At 44.7% G+C, this 22256-nt stretch carries 18 protein-coding genes; 17 read left to right on the plus strand and 1 reads right to left on the minus strand.

Annotated elements, in window-relative coordinates; genetic code table 11:
• Positions 1–4: 4 nt before the first annotated feature.
• From HMPREF0671_RS01375 to HMPREF0671_RS01410, 9 genes are all read left to right on the plus strand, one after another.
• Complete coding sequence (locus HMPREF0671_RS01375) at positions 5–1087, plus strand: endonuclease/exonuclease/phosphatase family protein (RefSeq protein WP_036896235.1); 1083 nt, start codon at positions 5–7, stop codon at positions 1085–1087.
• Positions 1088–1116: 29 nt separating this feature from the next.
• On the plus strand, positions 1117–2364 hold the full coding sequence (locus tag HMPREF0671_RS01380) for a pitrilysin family protein (RefSeq protein ID WP_036896236.1): 1248 nt from the start codon (positions 1117–1119) through the stop codon (positions 2362–2364).
• Between the two features lie 200 nt (positions 2365–2564).
• Complete coding sequence (locus HMPREF0671_RS01385) at positions 2565–3797, plus strand: nucleoside recognition domain-containing protein (protein WP_036896237.1); 1233 nt, start codon at positions 2565–2567, stop codon at positions 3795–3797.
• 5 nt (positions 3798–3802) lie between these two features.
• Positions 3803–3997: a four helix bundle protein gene (locus HMPREF0671_RS12430; RefSeq protein ID WP_052052739.1), complete on the plus strand. Its 195-nt coding sequence runs from the start codon at positions 3803–3805 to the stop codon at positions 3995–3997.
• A 210-nt stretch (positions 3998–4207) separates the two neighbouring features.
• Positions 4208–4351: a four helix bundle suffix domain-containing protein gene (locus HMPREF0671_RS12435; RefSeq protein WP_255347954.1), complete on the plus strand. Its 144-nt coding sequence runs from the start codon at positions 4208–4210 to the stop codon at positions 4349–4351.
• A 117-nt stretch (positions 4352–4468) separates the two neighbouring features.
• Positions 4469–5935: a lipopolysaccharide biosynthesis protein gene (locus tag HMPREF0671_RS01395; RefSeq protein ID WP_036896238.1), complete on the plus strand. Its 1467-nt coding sequence runs from the start codon at positions 4469–4471 to the stop codon at positions 5933–5935.
• A gap of 6 nt (positions 5936–5941) precedes the next feature.
• Positions 5942–8053, plus strand: a complete 2112-nt coding sequence (locus HMPREF0671_RS01400; protein ID WP_036896239.1) for a S46 family peptidase — start codon at positions 5942–5944, stop codon at positions 8051–8053.
• A gap of 11 nt (positions 8054–8064) precedes the next feature.
• On the plus strand, positions 8065–9237 hold the full coding sequence (locus HMPREF0671_RS01405; protein WP_036896240.1) for an MFS transporter: 1173 nt from the start codon (positions 8065–8067) through the stop codon (positions 9235–9237).
• Between the two features lie 11 nt (positions 9238–9248).
• Positions 9249–12059, plus strand: a complete 2811-nt coding sequence (locus tag HMPREF0671_RS01410) for a glycoside hydrolase family 2 TIM barrel-domain containing protein (protein ID WP_231725609.1) — start codon at positions 9249–9251, stop codon at positions 12057–12059.
• Positions 12060–12281: 222 nt separating this feature from the next.
• On the opposite strand, the gene HMPREF0671_RS01415 is transcribed toward HMPREF0671_RS01410, so the two are convergent.
• Positions 12282–12707: a Fur family transcriptional regulator gene (locus HMPREF0671_RS01415; RefSeq protein WP_036896285.1), complete on the minus strand. Its 426-nt coding sequence runs from the start codon at positions 12705–12707 to the stop codon at positions 12282–12284.
• Between the two features lie 752 nt (positions 12708–13459).
• Here HMPREF0671_RS01415 and HMPREF0671_RS01420 point away from each other — a divergent pair.
• The 8 genes from HMPREF0671_RS01420 to infB all read left to right on the plus strand — a co-directional run bounded on the left by HMPREF0671_RS01420 (position 13460) and on the right by infB (position 22136).
• A complete protein-coding gene (locus HMPREF0671_RS01420; RefSeq protein WP_036896241.1) occupies positions 13460–14092 on the plus strand; it encodes a hypothetical protein in 633 nt (210 codons plus the stop codon).
• A 245-nt stretch (positions 14093–14337) separates the two neighbouring features.
• A complete protein-coding gene (locus HMPREF0671_RS01425) occupies positions 14338–15420 on the plus strand; it encodes an acyltransferase (RefSeq protein ID WP_084589698.1) in 1083 nt (360 codons plus the stop codon).
• A 137-nt stretch (positions 15421–15557) separates the two neighbouring features.
• Positions 15558–16112: a hypothetical protein gene (locus HMPREF0671_RS01430; RefSeq protein ID WP_036896243.1), complete on the plus strand. Its 555-nt coding sequence runs from the start codon at positions 15558–15560 to the stop codon at positions 16110–16112.
• A gap of 364 nt (positions 16113–16476) precedes the next feature.
• A complete protein-coding gene (locus HMPREF0671_RS12440; protein ID WP_232223152.1) occupies positions 16477–16875 on the plus strand; it encodes a transposase family protein in 399 nt (132 codons plus the stop codon).
• Positions 16805–16990 carry a hypothetical protein gene (locus HMPREF0671_RS12445; RefSeq protein WP_232223153.1) on the plus strand — a complete coding sequence of 62 codons (186 nt, stop codon included), beginning with the start codon at positions 16805–16807 and terminating at the stop codon, positions 16988–16990. The genes HMPREF0671_RS12440 and HMPREF0671_RS12445 overlap by 71 nt, the downstream gene beginning before the upstream one ends.
• A 444-nt stretch (positions 16991–17434) precedes the next feature.
• Positions 17435–17902, plus strand: coding sequence for a ribosome assembly cofactor RimP (gene rimP / locus HMPREF0671_RS01435; protein ID WP_036896244.1), 468 nt, complete (start codon positions 17435–17437; stop codon positions 17900–17902).
• 64 nt (positions 17903–17966) lie between these two features.
• Positions 17967–19232 (plus strand): transcription termination factor NusA, encoded by a 1266-nt coding sequence (gene nusA, locus HMPREF0671_RS01440; RefSeq protein WP_036896245.1) that lies wholly within the window; start codon positions 17967–17969, stop codon positions 19230–19232.
• 27 nt (positions 19233–19259) lie between these two features.
• On the plus strand, positions 19260–22136 hold the full coding sequence (gene infB / locus HMPREF0671_RS01445) for a translation initiation factor IF-2 (RefSeq protein WP_036896246.1): 2877 nt from the start codon (positions 19260–19262) through the stop codon (positions 22134–22136).
• Positions 22137–22256 lie beyond the last annotated feature (120 nt).

Here is a 22256-nt window from a genome sequence, read left to right on the forward strand (position 1 = left end):
TTCGATGATTAAAGTACTCAAAGAAATTACTTTTCGTATGGTAGCAGGAGCTAATATTGCTACCATTATCGTGATGGTGTTGGTGGGATTCTCCGATAGGTTGAACCCTGTCGACCATCCTGCATTGGCTTCTGCCGGACTGGTATTCCCTGTTTTGCTTGTCATCAACTTGGTTTTTACCTTCTTCTGGGTGGTCTTCAGACTGCGCGGAGTGCTGATACCGCTCATCGGATTCCTGCTTTGTTACGTTCCAATCCGTACGTATTGCCCTTTCAATGTACGAGAGACGGCACCCGAAGATGCTATTAAAGTGCTCTCATACAATGTTTGGTTGTTTGCCGGATGGGACACACAGCCCGGTGAGGTAAACCCTATTTTGAAGTATATAGCCAAACAGGATGCCGACATCGTGTGTCTGCAAGAAGCTATGCCTAACGGTATCAGTCAGCAACGGGTCGATGAAATGCTCAATCCTTTGTATCAATATTGTGATACGGCGGTAAAAGGAAGGGGCGGAGACTGCATCGCGCTCTATAGCAAATACCCTATCATCTCGCGCCAACGCATCCATTATGCCTCTCATGGAAATCTTACAATGGCCTATGAACTAAAAATAAAGGACGACACAGTCATTGTTATCAATAATCATTTGGAGACTACCGGACTATCGCTAGAAGATAAATCGAACTTCAAACAGATGGTGAAAGGAGATGTGGAAGCTCGTGAAGCCAAGAAAGAATCGAAGCGATTGATAGACAAACTGGGTGAAGCGGCACGCAAACGTGGGCCACAAGCCGAGGCCGTGGCGCGTTTTATCAGTGAGCATAAAGGTCGAAGCATGATAGTATGTGGTGATTTCAACGATAATCCTATATCATATACACGCCGTACCATAGCCCGTAATCTCACCGATTGTTATGTGGAGAGCGGGCTCGGTCCGGGCATTTCATACCATCATTCCGGCTTCTTTGTGCGGATAGACAATATCATGTGTTCGGACGATTGGACACCTTACAACTGTCGGGTGGACAATAGTATTAAAAGCAGTGACCACTATCCCATTTATTGTTGGTTGCGAAAGAAGTAGTGAAAAAATAGATTAGCGCTTGAATACCAATGAAATATAATACGTTTACGCTAGACAATGGTCTGCGTATCATTCACCTACCATCCACTTCACCCGTACTTTATTGCGGTTACCAAATCAATGTGGGGTCGCGAGATGAGGCACTCGGCGAAGAGGGATTGGCTCATTTCTGTGAGCACGTTACTTTCAAAGGCACGGAGCATCGTCGGGCATGGCATATCATCAACCGGCTGGAGAGTGTTGGCGGCGACTTGAATGCCTTCACCAATAAAGAAGATACCGTCTATTATGCAGCTATCTTGCGCGAACACATGGCCAGAGCAGTTGACTTGTTGACTGACATCGTGTTTCATAGTACATACCCCCAAGCCGAGATAGACAAAGAGGTAGAGGTGATATGCGATGAGATAGAGAGCTACAATGATACACCGTCGGAACTCATCTACGATGATTTTGAGAACGCCATCTTTCGTGGTCACCGTTTAGGACATAATATTCTAGGGACGGCCGAGCGTGTGCGTAGTTTTACAACGGCCGATGCCCTGCGCTTTACCCGAAAATATTACACGCCCGGCAATACCATCTTTTTTGCTTATGGAGACATTGACTTCCGCCGATTGGTGAAGTTGCTCATGCGAACATTTGCCACGGGTGGACACGAGGGTAATGATTTTACGACACAAGATTCCTTACGTCCCGATATGCGGGAGCCATTACCTGTTTATCAAGCCGGTGAGAATATCACCAATCGTGGTACGCATCAGGCACACATCATGATGGGAAATCGGGCTTATGGAGTTGGTGACGACCGGCGTATGGCGCTCTATCTGCTCAATAACATCTTGGGTGGACCGGGCATGAATGCTCGTTTCAACCTGTCGTTACGCGAGCGTAATGGGCTGGTATATGCTGTGGACAGTAGCATGGTGAGCTATGGCGACACGGGAATATGGGGTGTTTACTTTGGTTGCGACCCTCACGATGTGAAGCGTTGTCGCCGTTTGGTGCGTTCAGAGCTTGACCGCGTGATGCTTACACCACTGTCTGAAGCACAGTTGAGTGCTGCCAAGAAGCAGATAAAAGGACAGATTGGCGTAGCCTGCGATAATCGTGAGAACTTCGCCCTCGACTTTGGTAAGAGCTTTTTGCATTACGGTTGGGAGAAAGATATTACTTCGCTTTATGAGAAGATAGACGCCGTGACTCCGCAACAGGTACAGGCTGTGGCGCAAGACATATTCGATGAAGCCCGTATGACGGTGTTGGGATATAACTAAAGAGCTTAGTTCTTGAGACAAGCAAGCGGAAATTTGAAAGGTAAGCTTTTTATTTCACATTGTCAGTATACGCATCTAACTACTAACTTTTATTTCTTTTTTCCAATTATTATCTATATCTTTGCAGAAATTAGGCTGCATTCGAAAATCCGAGATAGAATCTTGATGGTGTTCGACTGCATGACAATAGCCTCCCGTATATGGTACTGAACTACATTTGGATAGCGTTCTTCCTCATCGCCTTTGTTGTGGCATTGGCGCGATTGATATTTTTAGGCGATATAGCCGTGTTTCCGGAACTCATGAATTCTACGTTCGATTCGTCGAAATCGGCATTTGAAATCTCTATTGGTTTGACGGGAATGTTGGCCTTATGGCTCGGACTGATGAAGATAGCTGAGCGTGCCGGACTCATTAATGTATTGGCTCGAGTACTCTCACCGGTGTTTACGAAGCTCTTTCCCGATATTCCGAAAGGGCATCCAGCCATGGGTAGCATCTTCATGAACATTGCTTCCAACATGTTGGGATTGGACAATGCGGCCACTCCCTTGGGTTTGAAAGCCATGCAAGAATTGCAAACACTGAATCCAAAGAAAGATACTGCCACCAATCCTATGATTATGTTTCTGGTGTTAAACACCAGTGGATTGACTATCATTCCGGTATCTATTCTCTCTTATCGGGCACAACAAGGAGCTGTGCAACCTACCGACGTTTTCCTACCGATACTCATTGCCACCTTTGTGGCAACGCTTGGAGGCGTTATTATTACCTCTATATATCAGAAAATCAATCTCTTCAACCGCACATTACTGCTTACCTTGGGTGGTATCAGTCTGTTTATGGCGAGCGTGGTATGGACATTCAGTCGGATGCCTCCGGCTATGGTGAACACCGTCAGTACCTCGGTGACGGCCGTACTGCTCATGTCTATCATCGTAGGATTTATGATTGCGGGCATGAGAAAGAAGATAAATGTGTATGATGCCTTTGTGGAAGGGGCGAAAGAAGGCTTCACCACAGCCGTCCGCATTATCCCTTATCTCGTTGCTTTCCTTGTTGCTATCGGTGTATTTCGTGCTTCCGGTGCCATGGATGCAGTAGTTGGAAGTGTGAGATGGGGCGTAGATCTGTTGGGATTGAACAGCAATTGGGTGGACGCTTTGCCCACAGCGCTCATGAAACCCCTCTCAGGTTCGGGCTCAAGGGGTATGATGCTTGACACGATGACGCATTTCGGAGCTGACTCTTTCGTTGGGCGACTGAGCTGTATGTTCCAAGGTTCTACCGACACGACGTTCTATATACTGGCTGTTTATTTCGGTAGTGTGAGCATACGTTATACCCGTCATGCTGTAATTTGCGGTTTGATGGCCGACCTTGTGGGCACCATTGCCGCTATCCTTATTGCCGATCTGTTCTTTGGGTAGAGGTTATGGATACACGTAAAAGTAAAATCAGTAGCTATGAGACATTGGCTGTCTACCAAAAAAGCCAGTGTGTATTAGATATAACATTTTACTTTGCCGCCCGATTCTTGGAACGCATACACGACCGTACAGCCGACCAAATGCAGCAAGCAGCACGTTCGGGGAAGCAGAATATCGTAGAGGGATATAGTGATGCATAGGGTTCTACAACGACAGAGCATAGTCTATCGGTGATAGCCAAGGGGAGTCTTGAAGAATTAAAAGAAGATTATCGAGACTATCTGCGACATTATCATCTTGAAATATGGGTCGAGAATCATCCTAAATACAAAATATGTAAGCGCTATTTTGCCAAACATAACGATTATGCTTGGTATATGAGATAAATCAAAGGACGGTCGGCTGAAGATATTGCTAATATGGCTCTCATTGTTATCTTTCAGACTTTGGCTTTGTTAAGAGGGTTGATTGATTGGCAAAATAAAAAGTTCTTGAATGAAGGAGGAATTAGAGAACAGAGAATGAAGATGAGAAAAGAGAGGAGAGGATATTAGATGGAGTAGTTTAGGTGTAGTAAGTGGGTTAGGTATAATAGGTTAGATATGTAGCGTATCACCAAACCTAACAAACTTAACAAACTTTACCTCACCTAATAAACCTAATTATATAATATGGCAAATTTAAAATCTTTATTGAAAGATACGGCCATTTATGGCTTGAGTAGTATTGCTGCTCGATTCATTAATTACCTATTGGTGCCCATTCAGGTGTATAAATTCAATGCTGCGGGTGGCCAATATGGTATCATTACCAATATCTATGCCTATATAGCATTGCTCATTATCTTGCTTACTTACGGCATGGAGACTACGTTCTTCCGCTTTGCCAACAAGCAAGGAGAGAATGCACAAATGGTCTATTCCACCACACTTCGTATGGTGGGATTTGTGGCTTTGATATTCTCGGTGTTGGTATTGGTATTCTTACACCCCATCTCGGCAGCCATGGGATATGCCGATCATCCCTCGTTTGTGGGTACTATGGCTGTCTGTGTCGCTATTGATGCATGGACGGCCATCATGTTCGACTACCTCAGATACAAACATAGACCTTATAAGTTTGCCCTACTGAAGATAGTCAATATCACCTTAAACATCGTTTTGAACCTGCTGTATTTGGTTATATTGCCTTATTTCAAGCTCAATCTTTTTGGTATTTACGATGCACAATTCACGTTAGATGTGGCTTTTGTGTTCTATATCAATTTGGTATGTACCATCGTTACGCTCCTTATGTTGTGGAAAGAACTGAAGGGAATAACCTTCGGATTCGACATAAACGTATGTAAACGCATGCTCAGCTATACATGGCCGATGTTGATTCTAGGCTTGGCAGGACAGTTAAACCAAAGTGCTTCGCAGATACTTTTCCCTTATTTCTACGATGGTTCGATAGCCGAAGCGCAGGTAGAACTGGGTATTTATGGTGCCAGTATCAAGATTGCGATGATTATGGTGATGATAACCCAAGCCTTCAGATTTGCTTATGAGCCGTTTGTTTTTGGCAAGACGAAAGATAAAGATAATAAGGAGACCTATGCCAAGGTGATGAAGTTCTACATCATCTTTACCTTGCTAGCTTTCTTGATGGTGATGGGTTATATGGATGTATTGCGTCATGTGGTGGCTCACGACTATTGGGATGGGTTGCGGGTGGTACCTATTGTGATGGCAGCTGAAATCATGTTTGGCATCTATTTCAATCTTTCGTTCTGGTATAAGTTGACCGATCGCACCATTTGGGGGGCTTATTTCTCCGGCTTAGGATGCGTGGTACTGATACTGATGGATATACTTCTCATCCCCCACTTTAGTTATATGGCTTGCGCATGGGCCGGTTTTGCTGCCTATGGAGTAAGTATGGTGGTAAGCTATGTGGTGGGACAGCATTATTATCCCATCAATTATCCGATAAAAGAGATACTGATGTATGTGGGACTGACGGCTATTTTGTTTGCCGGAATAGCGTTGACAAACAGTCAATTGGCTACTATCCCCAGCCTTGTCATCAACACATTGCTCATCGGAGTATTCATGTTGGTGGTGTTGAAAAAAGAAAATATCAAACTAAAAAGATAATATATAATGAAGAAAATATCATCTTTGGCAGCTCTGTGTATGTTTGCTACGCTGCCTATGCACGCAGATGAAGGTATGTGGACACTCTATAATCTGCCCAAAGCAGTGTACGAACAGATGCAGGCAGAAGGTTTCCAACTGCCTTACAATAACCTCTATGGTAGTAAAGACGCAATCAAAAACACTGTTGTCAACTTCTCCGGATACTGTTCGGGAGTCGTGGTTTCGCCCGATGGATTGGTATTTACCAACCATCATTGCGGTTTTGAAGCCATCCGTTCGCATTCTACCGTGGAGCATGATTATATGTTGAACGGCTTTGTGGCACAGAGTTATGCCGATGAATTGCCCAATGAAGACATGTTCGTTTCATTCATGAAGAAGCAGGAAGACATCTCCGAACGTGTCAATAAGCTCATTGAAGGCAAGTCGCGCGACCGTCAACGTGCTATCGTTGACTCGCTCCAAAACCAGTTGACCGACTCTATTAAGAAGATAGATAAAACATTGCACATTGATATAGATCCTTTCTATGAGTGCAATCAATGGTATGCCACCACCTATCAAGACTTCACCGACCTACGCTTAGTGTTCGCCGTACCTAAGTCGATGGGTAAGTTTGGTGGTGAAACTGACAACTGGATGTGGCCTCGACAGACCTGCGACTTCTCTGTATTCCGAATCTATGCCGACCCGAAAACGAACGGACCGGCAGCTTACAGTAAAGAGAATGTGCCCTATCATCCGCAACATTGGGCGCCTGTAAGCCTCGAAGGATACAAGGAAGGCGACTATGCCATGACCATGGGATACCCCGGTTCAACCAGTCGTTATCTCTCTTCTTATGGCATACGTGAGCGTCGTGATGCCCTCAATGCGCCTCGCGCACAGGTTCGTGGAGTCAAGCAGGAAGTGATGCAACGTCACATGCGTGCATCAGAAGCGGTACGTATCAAGTACGATTCCAAGTTCGCCCAAAGCGCAAACTACTGGAAGAACTCCATCGGTATGAACAAATGTATCGACTCTATTGGCATCATTGGACAGAAACAAGCCTACGAACAGCGCCTCAGAGCATGGCAAGACTCGACCGGTTATCTGAAAGGTAAGCTCGACTTCGACCTCATGGCTCGCCTATATGCCAAGCGATTTGAAGCTCAAAAGACTTTGATGTACTTCAATGAGACATTCCGTCGCACCAGCGAATTCAATCAACGAGCTTATTATCTGAACAATGCTGAGGTGAAAGGCCCCAAGAATCGCGATAAGAAGCAGTACGTACAGTTCGATGACAACAGCAAGGATTGGGATGCAGCTCTTGATATGGAGGTGATGACAGCGTTGTGGAAGAACTATCGCAGTCATGTCAATAGCAAGTATCTGCCTAAGTTTTATGAGACCATCGACAAGAAATTTGGTGGCGACTATACCCGTTATGTCAATGCACTCTATGACAAATCGCTCGTCATGAAGAGCGGAAAGAAGCTCTATGTCAACAGCAAGGCTTATCGCAAAGACCTAGGTGTGAACTATGGTATTGACCTTTTGGAGGTTTCCGGCGACCTTTATGCCGAATTATCTGCCATCAACGACAGCATTTTGGAGCAGGAGAAGTACCTCTGTGCAGCCAAGCTTCGCATGGAAGAAGACCTGCCCCATTACTCCGATGCAAACTTTACGATGCGTCTCAGTTATGGTCAGGTGGGTGGATTCGACCTTGGTGGCAAACCATCGGGCTATTATACCACTGCCGAGAGCATCGTAAAGAAGATGAATCAAGGCGAAGAAATCTTCGATTATAAGGCAGAACCTATCATGAAAGAGCTGCTCTCGGCACGCGACTTCACTCCTTATAGCGACCCGAAGAGCGGTAAATTGCAGCTTTGTTTCCTCACCAACAACGATATTACGGGCGGAAACAGTGGCTCACCCATGTTCGATGGCAAGGGCCGACTCATCGGTTTAGCTTTCGATGGTAACTGGGACAGCCTCTCTAGTGATATTAATTTCGACAAGCGATTGGCTCGTTGTATAGGTGTCGACATCCGTTACGTACTCTATATGATGGATCGTTGGGGACATGCCGACCGCCTCTTGAAAGAGATTGGAGCTAAGTAAATAAGTCTTCATTGATTATACTCGAAGAGAATAAAGGTATTCCACGCGTCATGATGATACTCATGGCCGTCTTGGCAGGGTTCACTGTAGCCAATCTTTACTACAGTCAACCGCTGCTGGAGATGATTCGTCACGATCTTCATACCACCGAAGTCGGGGCCAATCTCATCACGGTCATCACGCAAGTGGGCTATGCTCTAGGTCTCTTATTTGTTATTCCGGCTGCCGACCTCTATAGTCGGCGCCGTATTATCATTGTTTGTATGACGGGCGCTGCACTCATGGCAGCTCTCACAGCGATTGCCACAGACCTCCATATCATTTGGATGGCATCGTTGTTTCTTGGTCTTTGTTCTGTTGTTCCACAACTTTTTATTCCCATAGCCGGTCAGTATTCGCGACCGGAGAATAAAGCTCGCAACATGGGCTACGTGTTGTCGGGTCTCTTGACAGGTATTTTGTCGGCACGTGTGCTGGCCGGTTTCATTGGCGACTGGTTGGGTTGGCGTGCCGTTTACGTCATTGCCACTTGTGTAATGATGCTATGTTGTGCGACAACCTTGCGACTCATGCCACGCATGAGAGCCAATTTTACAGGTAATTATATAAGTCTGATGCGTTCTGTATGGACCATTGTCCGTACCCATCCTCGCATCCGTCTCAACAGCATTCGGGCTGCTTTCGGGTTCGGTAGCATGCTTGCCATTTGGTCGTGCTTAGCCTTTCATATTGCCGGAGCACCTTTCTACGACAGCAGCGACATGGTGGGAGTCCTCGGACTCTGCGGTATTGCCGGTGCCGTGGCGGCTTCGGGCATGGGCAAATGGGTACCCAAATATGGTGTACGCAAGTTTAGTGCTGTTGGCGCCGTGCTTCAAATTGTGGCTTGGATGGTGGTTTATGTGTTCCGAGAGAGTTATGTCGGACTCATCGTCGGCATCATCTTGGTCGATATTGGAGTGCAATGTCAGCAACTCAGCAACCAAAGCAGTTGCATACAAGAGCTACCCGAAGCCAGCAATCGTGTTAATACCATCTTCATGACTACTTATTTTATCGGCGGCAGTTTGGGCACTTTCTGTGCCGGACAGGGTTGGATGGCTGCCGGTTGGCTGGGTGTTTGCCTCGTAGGCGTGGCTTTTGCCTCGGCCTCTTTATTGATAACATCTACTATTAAACAATAAATTGATTTCCCATGAAAAGCTACTTATCTATTCTACTTCTGTTTTTAGGCATTACAACGATGGCGGCCCAAGACCGTATCGACCTCTCCGGCCGGTGGGAGTTGTATCTTGACCGGGAGGGAACGAAAGGAATCCCACTACAGTTCGACGATTATATCATGTTGCCGGGAACCACCGATACCGCCGGTAAAGGTTTGCTGCCGGCATCGAAGACAGAGACGACTCACCTCACCCGACTACATCATTTCAAAGGCAAAGCATGGTATCGCCGTACTATTGAGATTCCGAAATCGTGGCGAGGAAGCAGTCTTTGCCTTTTTATGGAGCGTACCAAGCCCTCTACCCTCTACATAGATGGAAAGCGAGTATGGGCAAAGGAAGACATATCCGTACCGCAACAATATTTTATTTCGGGCGGTCTGACATCCGGTCGGCACACCATAATCCTATGTATCGACAATGCAAGTGGCGTTCCGGAGCAGATTTATGCCAGCAGTCACGCCTATACCGAAGACACGCAGACCAATTGGAACGGAGTCATCGGCCGTTTCTATATAGAGCGAGAAGCCTCGGCCATCATCACCGGTTATCGGTTGATACCGCACGTTGAGCACCGTACGGTCACCGTCAAGGTCTATACCGACGGTCGGCATCCCCGAAATTCGCATCTTTCTATCTCGGCTACGCCACGTACATGGAACGGAAAGATCGTCACACGAGATGTTTTCAATGTGGAAAAATGCGAAGGCGGTTACGTAGAAGTGAGTCTCGACCTCGGCACCGATGCCCGCTTGTGGAGCGAATTTACCCCCGACCTCTACGACATAACGTTCAATCTGAATGGTGTGGAGACCATAATACCCTTTGGTTTGCGCGAATTTACTGCCGATAAGCACCATTTTTATATCAATGGCAAGAAGACTTTTCTACGCGGAAAGCACGATGCTTGCGTGTGGCCGTTGACCGGTCATGTGCCCATGGACATTGGTACGTGGAACAAATACCTCCAAACCCTCAAGTCGTATGGTATCAACCATGTGCGCTTCCACTCGTGGTGTCCTCCCGAAGCAGCCTTTGCTGCGGCCGATGAGCAAGGTATCTACTTGCAACCGGAGTTGCCGTTTTGGGGCGATTTCAATGCCAAGGATTCCACGCTTATGTCGTTTCTGATGACCGAAGGCTTGAATATCGTCCAGCAATACGCCCATCATCCGTCGTTTGTGATGATGGCTTTGGGCAACGAATTATGGGGAAGTATCGACATGATGCACGCTTTCGTAGAGGAATTCCGTCGTATCGACTCCACCAAACTTTATACTTTCGGCTCCAACTACTATCTAGGATATCAAGGTATCAAGCCCGGTATGGACTATTTCACCACCTGTCGCATGGGCGGAGAGACTTGGGGGCAGTTCAATACCCACACGCGTGGCTCGTTCTCTTTTGCCGATGCGTTCGATGGAGGGATGCTTAATCACTGTTATCCCAATACTGTGACGAACTTCGATGAGGCTTGCGACGTTGCCACCGTGCCGATTATCAGTCACGAGACGGGGCAGTTCCAGTCTTATCCCAACTATGCTGAGATTCAAAAATACACCGGTGTGCTCTATCCATATAGCATGGAGGTATTCCGTAAGCGACTTGTCGATGCCGGAATGGCTGCTCAGGCACACGACTTCCATCGTGCTTCGGGACTGTGGGCGGCGCAGTTGTACAAGGCCGACATCGAGATGGACTTGCGAACGCGTAACATGGCGGGATTCCAGTTACTCGATTTGCAAGATTATCCGGGACAGGGAAGTGCCTACGTGGGGCTTCTCGATGCTTTCATGGACAATAAAGGATTTATAATGGAGAAAGAGTGGCGTGGTTTCTGTGCGCCTGTCGTGCCGATGCTAGAGTGGGATTCGTATGTTTACAGCACCGAGGAACGGCCTCATACAGGTGCCGATTGTACATGGAGTGCCGGTATTGCTATTGCCAATTACGGTGGACAATCGCTACGTGGAAAGACTTTGAGATGGGAATTGTTATGGCCCGATGGCCGTATTCACAGCGAAGGCAGACAGACTATAGCCAAAGACAGCCTTGGCCTTTTCCGGCTCGACCCGATAGAAGACGGTATCTGCGACATCCTGCGACCTACCCAAATGCGCGTAAACCTACAGATAGAGGGCACGGAATACGCCAACAGCTATCCCATGTGGGTGTATCCCGGTAGCGAGAAGTCGCTCGACAAGCTCAAGCGAGGCATTCTTATTGCCCACCAAATGACCGATGAGATAGGTAGGAAGCTACAACGTGGGGCGCGTGTATTGCTTATGCCCGACTCGGCTTTGGTTGCGGGTAATACGGTAGGCGGACTCTTTCAGACCGACTATTGGAACTACCGCATGTTCAAAACCATCTGTGAGAACAATAAGAAGAGCACGAGTCCCGGCACGCTCGGCCTGCTCATGAATCCCCGCCATGCCCTCTTTCGCGAGTTCCCCACCGATAGTTGCACGTCGTGGCAGTGGTTTCCCATCGTCAAAGCCTCTCGCCCACTCATCCTCGATCATCTGTCGAAAACCTATCGCCCCCTTATTCAGGTGATAGACAACATCGAACGTAACCATAAACTCGGCCTTGTATTTGAATTCTGTGTGGGTAAAGGCAAGTTGTTGGTGTGTATGGCCGACCTTGATTCTATCTCTCAAACCATTGAAGGTCGCCAGTTCTATCGTTCACTTCTGGGCTATATGCAGAGCAGAGACTTCGTTCCTCAGACGCGTATATGGTACAAGCCCTCACTACGTCGGCACAAGAGCGCAAATTGAAAGAGTTGAATAATATTTCACAGTATTAAATGAGTTGGTGAGTCTTTGAGTTATTTAGTTCTTGAGTTTTTCTGTTTATAAGTTTTTTAGTTGACAAGTGAACAAGTTGACAAGTGAACAAGTTGACGAGTTGACAAAAGATTTGGTGAGTAGTACAGATTGCTATTTATGGGCAAAATGACTCAAAGACTTACAAACTCACCAACTCAAAAACTTATAAACTCATTTCTTTGCTGCACAATCGGGACAAACACCCTTCAATACATAGTTGATGTTGTTGAGCGAAAACCCGTTGGGCAATGGCACAACAGGTACGGATATGTGCTTGAGACAGAATGTACGATGGCAGCATTCACAATAGAAATGCGTGTGTTCGTCGTCTACAGAGCAGTCGCATGAGTCGTCGCAGACGGCATATTTCAACATGCCCGATCCGTCGTCAATGGCATGAACGAGCCGATGAAGCAAGAAAAGTGAGAGGGTACGAGAAATTGTCGATTTGTCGACCGTGGGTAACCAACGTTCCAAATCGGGCATAGATACCGCCTCGTCGCCACGACTCATCTCTTTTAGAATGAGCAATCGGATGGCCGTAGGACGTATATCGCGTCGTTCCAACTTATGTATATAGTACTCTTCGTCAGCCATTTTCTTCTCTATAAGGAGCATATTTCTCCCTCCAAACACAAAGATACACAGTTTTTTTGGATTCTTCTGCCTCTTGCGCCGGAAAAGAAATGACGCATGTAAAGTCGCACTTCAACCATTATCTCCCTCGTTTGCTGTCGTACCGGCTGTGCTGACAGCGAATAGTTGGTTGATGCCCGATGGTTCTTTAAAAGGAGAGGGAGAAAGAGATGAACCTTTTTCGTTCCACAACTTAAGAACTAATAAACTCAAAAAACTTACAAACTCACTCAAGAACTCATCAACTTAAAAAATTAACTAGTCTACTTACCAACTTAAACTATTCCCCTCCCCCTTTGGGGAGGGGCAGGGTGGGGCTTCTGCAGCGCCCTCTCAGCATTGCTGCCCCGCCCATTCAGCATTGCTGTTCAGCCTTTGCAGGAAGATTGCCAAGCCCCTGCAGTCAACTGCATTTATCATTATTGCTGTAGAAAATAATATGCGTTGTCACACATTGTAAATATAAAATAGTATCATTTCCATTGCTCTAACGAAGGTGATGGAAACTGTACCCCTCCTTTCTAAGCCATAAACGATTTGGTTATAAATGGCATATTTATGATTTTTTTGCAAGTGGAGTCACGATTTTTTACCACTATTTTCATACCTTTGCGCCGCATTTTTTTTGTGGTCGCAAACGGCTCGCAATGTGATATGTGAATTGTTGTGGTCACTTCATTAAATAATTAATTAAAAATTAAAAGAAAAAAACAATGATGAGAATCTTTCACAAAATTCCCATGTTATTGATTGTGCTATGTGCGCAGGTGAATATGATGATGGCCCAAGAAGCCAAGCCTGAGGTTGTGCCAGATGTTTGGGGCACTTATGAGGGTGAGGCCACCATGGAGTTGTTCGACGGCACGACCAAGACTCCAAGTGGCAATAAACGTATGATCATAGAGATAAGCAAGGGTGAGCGTTCGCTTACGGTTTTAACCTTAAAAGACGTTACAGTCGGCCAATATGAGTTCGCGTCAATTCCTTTCAAAAATTGCTACCTGTGGCTTAATAAAAACAAATGGAATGTAGAGGCAAACGACAATCTTTATGACAAGGTGGCTACCAAGGACAAACAGCACACGGTATGGCTCTCGGGCAGTATTTACAAGGAAGAGAGTTGGGTGGATAAAGAAGGCAATTTGACACTTAGTTTTTTCTTGTTTTTTGAGGAAGACTCAGAAATACACTATGTATTCAAGGGAAAAAAGAAATCAAGCCCCACGGGTATCGACCATGTGAACGCATACAAGAAAACACCAGAGGTGTTCGATTTGCAGGGGCGTCGCGTGAGCAAGATAGGCAAAGGCGTGTATATCGTGAATGGCAAGAAAGTGGTGTTTTGATACAACGATACGCCGTCCGAACGGCGATACTATCAGCGAGGGGTGGCTACGAGTCTATCCCTCGCTTGTTTTTATGTCATGTCAAAATATCATGTGTTTCTTGTTGTGTGCCAATGGTGTGAGGATGAGACGACGAAACGCGGTATGAGAAGGGCGAGACTGGCTCAAAAGCCGTTTTTTATTTCCACTGGCTTATATATCGCGATTTTTATGTAAATTTACAACAAAATAATGATATACTGCCTATGAATTCTATTCAAAGAATATCAACCCTACAATCCCTTCGATTTGTTTTTATCACATTAATCTTTATGTCTCACATAGGAATAGGTTCTCATCACTTTGACTTTGGGGGAGATTGTGGTGTAGCTTTTTTCTTTATTTTAAGTGGATTCGTGTTGTCATTAAGATATAGTAAAGAACTGTCAAGTGCGTGCTTCTCCCCAAGGGAATTTATTACCAAACGCCTGCGCAATTATTACCTGCTGCATCTATTAACTCTTGTAGGTGCTCTTGTTATCTATGGTTTGGGCAAACGGGCATTCTGCAAAATAATCTGTAATTTGTTACTACTGCAAAGCTGGATACCTATACCCGATTTTTTCTTTTATGGTAACAGTGTAGCTTGGTTCTTATCTACTATAACTTTTTTATATATTATTTTTGCTTTCATGTTCAAATTCATTTCAGTTGCAAAACCTATTTGGCTTTTGTTAATATTGGCAGTTTATCTATTTGTAGCTTTCCTGATTCCCAAGACGTACGCAATAGGACTTATCTATATCCATCCCATTTCCAGAGCATTCGATTTCGGATTGGGTATCATTATATGGCGCATCTATTCTATTTATTCAGCCTTTTCTTTGAGGGCTTGGCAGGGTACAATGGTGGAGTTTGCTCTCATTACATTATATGTGCTACTCTATCTTGTCTATCCATATTGTCCGCTAACCTACAAACTTTCTTCTGTGTTCTGGGTTCCTCATATTCTCCTTATTCTGTACTTTAGCAGCCAGCAACACTTTGACACACCTCTCGGAAAACTGTTACGAACCCCTTTTTTACAGTACATGGGCAATCATACTTTAGAGATTTTTCTTACCCATCAGTTGTGTATATATGTTGTTACAAGAGGGCTTGTACATATAGGGTATGACGACTATTATGTTTTGAAACTTTGTCTTTCCGTAATCTTAACAACTCTTGCAGTAGCCGTTTATGATAAAGCCTCATGTCAATTAGTAAGATTAATAAAAAAGTATTGCTGTCCGGTAAAAAAATTAAACTTTTCTACTCCAAAGTGTGAATTCTTCAAATATGTTTTATAATTTTGCACTTGTTGGTTGACTCTGCGAAATAATTTTTCGAAGCCAATAAGATTTAATACTATCAAGAATTTTTATGATTCCCATCCTTTTAAATATTGGGATATAAGATATGATTTTTATAAAAATAATAATTTACGATGGACACCGTGGTAGCATATAATTTAATCGGAGGTGATGAAGATGACTATATGTATGATTCAATAGATATTCGTCCGGATATTTGTCCTATTTGTAAGAATAGGATAAAAGACGTTCCTGATCCTTATTATAAGGTAAAAAAGAAAGGAACGTATGTTACGACATATGATCATTATGATATTGTCTCAGAGCAATTTCGCAAATTCTGTATTGAAAACAACTATCAGAATCTACGCTTTACAGAATTGGTAAGGTCAAAGGGATATTATGTCTTGGAGGTTGGAGAGGTAGTTTATTTAGATGAAGTAAGAGGTCATATAGAGTTTGTCAATCATCGGGATTGTTGTGGGAGTTATGATGAAATTATCTGTCCGCCTCTTTATGTGTCAAAAGATCGGAATCCGCCTTTGCCCAAAGATTTTATAGCTAGAAGCTATTATCGTTATGGTTCTTTTAATCGTAAGTCGCCTGTGCTACTAGTAGGAGTAGAAACTAAACGTAAGATGAAAGAATATCCTTTAAAGGGACTTTACTTTCGTAAATTGTTTCTTTAAACTCTTTCCAACGTCCACAAGAGATTGAAGAGAACGGCGTGAAAGCTATGCTTGATTAATTTTATAAGCTGTAGATACTTCGGTTGTCCTGATTGTAAAGTGAATAAGCCAATAAAAATAATAATAAAAATAATAATTTGTGATGGACACTAAACAATAGATGATGAAGTATTACTATTTGGTATTTGAATTATTGATGTTTTGCATTTGTATAAACTGTAAGCCTATTGAAGATAGCAACCATCATAATCATATTACTTTTGGCTCATCCGACATTTGGAGTGATACATTGCAAATAAGTCAATAGAAAAGAAGAAAACTACCGTTTTTATGTATATTTGAGTTGCAAAACAAAATGTACAAGATGAACAGTAGTTTTCTATATCATGCTTGGGGGCTTTATAACCTTGAATGTAGTAGAGAGGAATACAAAAGTAATACAATTTTCCTGTACACCCACTCTAAAAAGCCACAAACCAAATGTCCCAAGTGCGGCAATTGCCATTTGGTTAAAAATGGATATCGTTATCGAGACTTCCTTGCACTTTCCATTGGAGGTCGGCGAGTTGTCATTCGCATGAAGGTTCAACGTTATAAATGCAAGCACAAGGGTTGCGATTATGACAGACAGGAGAAAATCCCCCTTTGCTACTGGCAGCCGAACCTATACCCATCGTTTTGCAAAGTATGTCGTGGACCTTTTTCGAGCAATGACGCTAAAGGACGTTGCCAACCATCTCGGTATATCGTGGGATGTGATTAAAGAGATACACTCCGTTTACTTGCAGTGCCATTATAACCCTCCCTCTCTTAAGGGTGTAGAAAGCATTGGCATTGACGAGTTTGCCGTAAAAAGTTTATTCATAGCGATAAAATAAGAGGATTGAAGATGCTTATTGCCGCTATCATGGAAACTGTATCTAATTTAAAGTATCCAGTCAAATTGAAAGCCTTTGATAAAATGGGATTCGTATATGAATTAAAGACATTCTTTGAAAAAGAAAAATTGTTGTGAATCATATATTTTGTTGTGGAACAAATTTGCTTGGTAACAAGAGGAAAGGTAATGAGGATGTTTTCTCTCTTGAATGGAATTGGATACAGAGCCTTATTTAATGATAAATCTCCTATACTACTATCACACATATAGCTAATGCTGACGGCTCTTTGGCGTATGAATGTGATACAATTATGAGTCAAATAAAGAAAGGTGGCGGAAAATTTGGAATCTGTGGAAAAATGTTGTAACTTTGCAAACGTTCAGAGGAATGAGGAGCTCCACGCGAGTTCCTCATTTTTGTTATAATCACATAACATAGTGTATGATAGACAAAAGCGTCGTAAAATCATTGGTAGACGAATGGCTGGAGGGAAAAGAGTATTTCCTTGTAGACATTGAAATCAGTCAGGACGACAGAATCGTAGTAGAAATCGACCACGCAGACGGTGTGTGGATTGAAGATTGTGTGGAGTTGAGTAAATATATAGAAGACAGACTCAGCCGCGATGAGCAGGACTATGAACTAGAGGTGGGCTCAGCAGGACTGGGACAACCTTTTAAAGTGCCTCAACAATACATCAACTTCATCGGCAAAGAAGTGGAAGTGCTAGATACCGACGGCCGTAAGGTCAAGGGTGTGTTGAAGAGTGTTGAAGGTAATGACTTCACCGTGACCGTAGAAGAAAAGGTGAAGGTGGAAGGTAAGAAGCGCCCGCAACTGCAAGAAGTGGACCATACTTACCAAATGGATCAAGTGAAATATACTAAATACTTAATAAGTTTCAAATAAGCCGCAGGCGAGATAGACGTAGGTTTGAATCTCGAACAGCGGCTCTTTAAACGACAGACAAGCTATGGCAGCAAAGAAAAATGAAGAAGAGCAGGTGAGCATGATCGATACCTTTCGTGAGTTTAAAGACACGAAGAATATCGATCGCACGACACTGGTGAGCGTGCTAGAGGAAAGTTTCCGCAATGTGCTGGCCAAAATCTTCGGTAGCGACGAGAACTTCGACGTTATCGTGAATCCGGATAAGGGCGACTTCGAAATCTATCGAAACCGTGTGGTTGTGGCAGATGGAGAGGTAGAGGATGAAAATAAGCAAATTGCACTCAAAGATGCCGTCAAGATTGAACCCGACTATGAGGTGGGCGAAGACGTTTCGGAGCGTGTGAACTTTGCTAAGTTTGGTCGCCGTGCCATCTTGAACTTGCGCCAGACATTGGCTTCAAAGATTCTGGAACTGGAACACGACTCTCTTTATAATAAATATAAGGATCGCGTGGGGCAGATTATCTCAGGCGAGGTGTACCAAGTTTGGAAGCGCGAAGTGCTCATTGTAGACGATGAGAACAACGAATTGATATTGCCAAAGAGCGAGCAGATACCTTCTGACGTCTATCGTAAGGGCGAGACGGTAAGAGCTGTCATTGCTCGTGTGGATAATGAGAACAACAATCCGAAGATTATCCTTTCGCGTACAAGTCCGATGTTCTTGGAGAGATTGCTCGAAACTGAGGTTCCTGAGATTGCCGAAGGATTGATTTCGATTCGTAAGATAGCTCGTATGCCGGGCGAACGTGCGAAGGTTGCCGTAGAAAGCTACGATGATCGTATCGACCCTGTAGGTGCATGTGTGGGGGTAAGAGGAAGTCGTGTACATGGTATTGTACGTGAATTGTGCAATGAGAATATCGATGTTATCAATTACACATCCAATATCAAACTCTTTATTCAGCGTGCATTGAGCCCTGCTAAAGTAAGCAGTATCAACATCAACGAAGAAGAACATAAGGCCGAGGTTTATTTGCAACCGGAGGAAGTGAGCTTGGCTATCGGTCGTAGTGGTTTGAATATTAAGTTGGCATCTATGTTGACAGAGTTCACCATCGATGTATTCCGTGAGGTACCTGAGGGTGAAGCCGACGAAGATATCTACTTGGATGAATTCTCTGACGAAATAGATCAGTGGGTCATTGATGCTATTAAGAGTATTGGTCTGGATACAGCAAAGGCAGTATTGAACGCTCCTCGCGAGATGTTGGTAGAGAAAGCCGACCTCGAAGAAGAAACCGTAGAGAACGTTTTGAGAATACTACGTGCTGAATTCGAAAGCTAAACAGATAAAAAGATTAAAAAACACAGAATGAGTATCAGATTAAATAAAGCGTTACGCGAATTAAACATAGGACTTCAAACGGCAGTTGAATTCCTAGAAAAGAGAACTGAACTGGGAGAAGTAAAAGCCGAACCTAGCTTTAAGTTGACCGAAGAGCAGTATCAAGCGCTCGTAGAAGGCTTCAAGCAAGATGCGGAAGTACGTAATCAGGCAGAGAAACTCTTACAGAAAAAACCTAAGACCAAGAAGCGCCCTGAAGTGCAGGATCATCGTGCCGAAAGCTTATTGGAGTCGACCAACCGCCAGCAGCAATTCAAGCAGGTGGGTAAGATAGACCTTGATAGCATTGGTAAGAAGAAGCCTGTACAGAAGGAGTCTGTTGCTCCTGAAGTGAAAAAAAATCCAGAGGTGAAAGCTGCTGCCGTCAGCTCGACATCGGAGAAGCCTGTTGAGGCTCCAAAATCGGAATCGGTTAAGGTGGAGGTGAAGCCGATAGTAAAGGATGAGAAGGTAGAGAAACCGGCTGAAAAGAAGGTAGAAACTTCAGGTCCTGTAGAACCAAAGAAAGATGTTGTTGCTGAGACAACAGCTCCTGTTACGGAAGAAAAGCCCGAAACAATCAAGACACAGGGTGGAACTATCGACGAAAATGGTATTTTTACCACAAAGAGTGAGAACAGTATGCTCAACACTCCAAAGGTGAATGTGCTTGGTAAGATAGACCTCTCAACCATCAATCAGAGTACTCGTCCGAAGAAGAAGACGAAAGACGAGAAGCGTAAAGAGCGCGAGGAGAAGAATGGACATGCCGGAAACGGTGAGCGCAAGAAGCGTGTACGCATCAATAAAGAGCGCGTAGACATCAACGCGGCCGTTAATCAGCAAGGTGGAAATCGTGGTGGAAACAATAACAACCGCAACAATAACAATAATAATTCCGGCAACGGTGGCAACAAAAAGAATCGTAACAATAAGCGCAATCAGAAGCCGCTAGAAGTAAACGAAGAAGATGTTGCACGTCAGGTAAAGGAGACTTTGGCTCGATTGACCAACAAACAGAATCAGAATAAGAAAGGCGCTAAGTACCGTAAGGAGAAGCGTGATGCTGTTCAGGAGAAGTTGGCAAGAGAGGCTAATGCAGAAAAGAAAGAAAGCAAGATACTGAAACTGACAGAATTCGTGACCGTTAGCGAGTTGGCTACGATGATGGATGTCGGCGTGAACCAAATCATTGGTACGCTTATGGGGGTAGGTATCATGGTTTCTATCAACCAACGACTCGATGCAGAGACCATCAATATGGTGGCAGAGGAGTTTGGTTATAAGACAGAATACGTAAGCGCTGAGGTGCAAGAAGCCGTAAGTGAGGAGATTGATGACGAGAACGACTTGGAACCACGTGCCCCGATTGTAACCGTCATGGGGCACGTAGACCACGGTAAGACCTCATTGCTCGACCACATCCGTAATACGAATGTTATTGCGGGTGAGGCCGGTGGTATCACACAGCACATCGGTGCATACAGTGTTCAGCTGGAGAGTGGTCGTAAGGTGACGTTCCTCGATACGCCGGGACACGAAGCCTTCACCGCCATGCGTGCCCGTGGTGCTCAGGTAACCGATATTGCTATTATCATCATTGCGGCCGACGACTCTGTGATGCCTACTACAAAAGAGGCTATCGCACATGCTCAAGCTGCTGGTGTTCCAATGGTATTCGCTATCAACAAGATAGATAAACCGGGAGCAAATCCGGATAAGATACGTGAAGACTTGGCTAATATGAACCTGCTTGTTGAAGAATGGGGTGGTAAATATCAATGTCAAGAGATTAGTGCCAAGAAGGGAGTCGGTGTTGATGAACTCTTGGAGAAGGTGCTCTTAGAGGCAGATATGCTTGATTTGAAGGCCAATCCTCATCGCCGTGCTACCGGTTCTATCATTGAATCTTCGCTTGATAAAGGCCGCGGTTACGTATCTACAGTGCTTGTTAGCAATGGTACGTTGCGCATAGGCGACAATATCTTGGCCGGAACAAGCTGGGGACGTATCAAAGCCATGTTCAATGAGCGTAACCAACGTATCGAAGAAGCACGCCCCGCAGAGCCTGCTATCATCCTTGGTTTGAACGGTGCGCCGACCGCTGGTGATGCTTTCCACGTGTTGGAAACAGAACAAGAGGTACGCGATATAGCCAATAAGCGTGAGCAATTGCAGCGTGAACAGGGTTTGAGAACGCAGAAGCGTCTCACCTTGGGAGATATTTCTCACCGTATAGCACGTGGTGAATTCCACGAATTGAACATCATTGTGAAGGGTGATACCGATGGTTCTATTGAGGCATTGAGCGACTCTTTCTTGAAGTTGAGTACCGAGAAGGTGAAAGTGAACGTTGTCCACAAGGCTGTAGGACAGATTTCCGAGAACGACGTAACGTTGGCTGATGCCAGTGATGCAATCATCGTCGGATTCCAAGTTCGTCCTTCTGTAGCAGCCAAGAAATTGGCCGACAACGACGGTGTGGAAATCAATACCTACTCAGTCATCTATGATGCTATTGATGATGTGAAGGATGCCATGGTCGGTATGCTCGACAAGGTAGTCAAGGAAATCGTTACCGGTCAGGTAGAAGTACGTCAGGTATTCAAGATATCGAAGGTTGGAACCATTGCCGGAGGTCTTGTTACCGAGGGTAAGGTACACGCTAAAGACAAAGCACGATTGGTTCGCGATGGTATTGTCATCCGTACGGCCGACATCAATGCCCTGAAACGTTACAAAGACGATGTGAAGGAAGTACCTATGGGCATGGAATGTGGTATCTCTTTGGTGAACTTCAACGATATTCAAGAAGGTGATGTTATTGAGACATTCACTCAGATTGAAGTAGAACAAAAACTTTAGTATAGTAACAAATGTGATTGCCACCGTGTGTGGCATCACTTTTGCCGCATATAACAAAGGGGCGTATTCCCCGTGTATGTCCCTCACACTATAGGGGAAGGACGTGCACAGGAGATACGT

Source organism: Prevotella sp. S7 MS 2 (genome assembly GCF_000762865.1).
In the GTDB taxonomy this organism is placed as follows: domain Bacteria; phylum Bacteroidota; class Bacteroidia; order Bacteroidales; family Bacteroidaceae; genus Prevotella.

Excerpts from the sequence above, each read along its gene's own strand:
- HMPREF0671_RS01375 (WP_036896235.1), top strand. The coding sequence starts at position 5 with ATGATTAAAGTACTCAAAGAAATTACTTTTCGTATGGTAGCAGGAGCT.
- HMPREF0671_RS01380 (WP_036896236.1), top strand. The coding sequence starts at position 1,117 with ATGAAATATAATACGTTTACGCTAGACAATGGTCTGCGTATCATTCAC.
- HMPREF0671_RS01385 (WP_036896237.1), top strand. The coding sequence starts at position 2,565 with ATGGTACTGAACTACATTTGGATAGCGTTCTTCCTCATCGCCTTTGTT.
- HMPREF0671_RS12430 (WP_052052739.1), top strand. The coding sequence starts at position 3,803 with ATGGATACACGTAAAAGTAAAATCAGTAGCTATGAGACATTGGCTGTC.
- HMPREF0671_RS01395 (WP_036896238.1), top strand. The coding sequence starts at position 4,469 with ATGGCAAATTTAAAATCTTTATTGAAAGATACGGCCATTTATGGCTTG.
- HMPREF0671_RS01400 (WP_036896239.1), top strand. The coding sequence starts at position 5,942 with ATGAAGAAAATATCATCTTTGGCAGCTCTGTGTATGTTTGCTACGCTG.
- HMPREF0671_RS01410 (WP_231725609.1), top strand. The coding sequence starts at position 9,249 with ATGAAAAGCTACTTATCTATTCTACTTCTGTTTTTAGGCATTACAACG.
- HMPREF0671_RS01415 (WP_036896285.1), bottom strand. The coding sequence starts at position 12,707 with ATGGCTGACGAAGAGTACTATATACATAAGTTGGAACGACGCGATATA.
- HMPREF0671_RS01420 (WP_036896241.1), top strand. The coding sequence starts at position 13,460 with ATGATGAGAATCTTTCACAAAATTCCCATGTTATTGATTGTGCTATGT.
- HMPREF0671_RS01425 (WP_084589698.1), top strand. The coding sequence starts at position 14,338 with ATGAATTCTATTCAAAGAATATCAACCCTACAATCCCTTCGATTTGTT.
- HMPREF0671_RS01430 (WP_036896243.1), top strand. The coding sequence starts at position 15,558 with ATGGACACCGTGGTAGCATATAATTTAATCGGAGGTGATGAAGATGAC.
- HMPREF0671_RS12440 (WP_232223152.1), top strand. The coding sequence starts at position 16,477 with ATGAACAGTAGTTTTCTATATCATGCTTGGGGGCTTTATAACCTTGAA.
- rimP (WP_036896244.1), top strand. The coding sequence starts at position 17,435 with ATGATAGACAAAAGCGTCGTAAAATCATTGGTAGACGAATGGCTGGAG.
- nusA (WP_036896245.1), top strand. The coding sequence starts at position 17,967 with ATGGCAGCAAAGAAAAATGAAGAAGAGCAGGTGAGCATGATCGATACC.
- infB (WP_036896246.1), top strand. The coding sequence starts at position 19,260 with ATGAGTATCAGATTAAATAAAGCGTTACGCGAATTAAACATAGGACTT.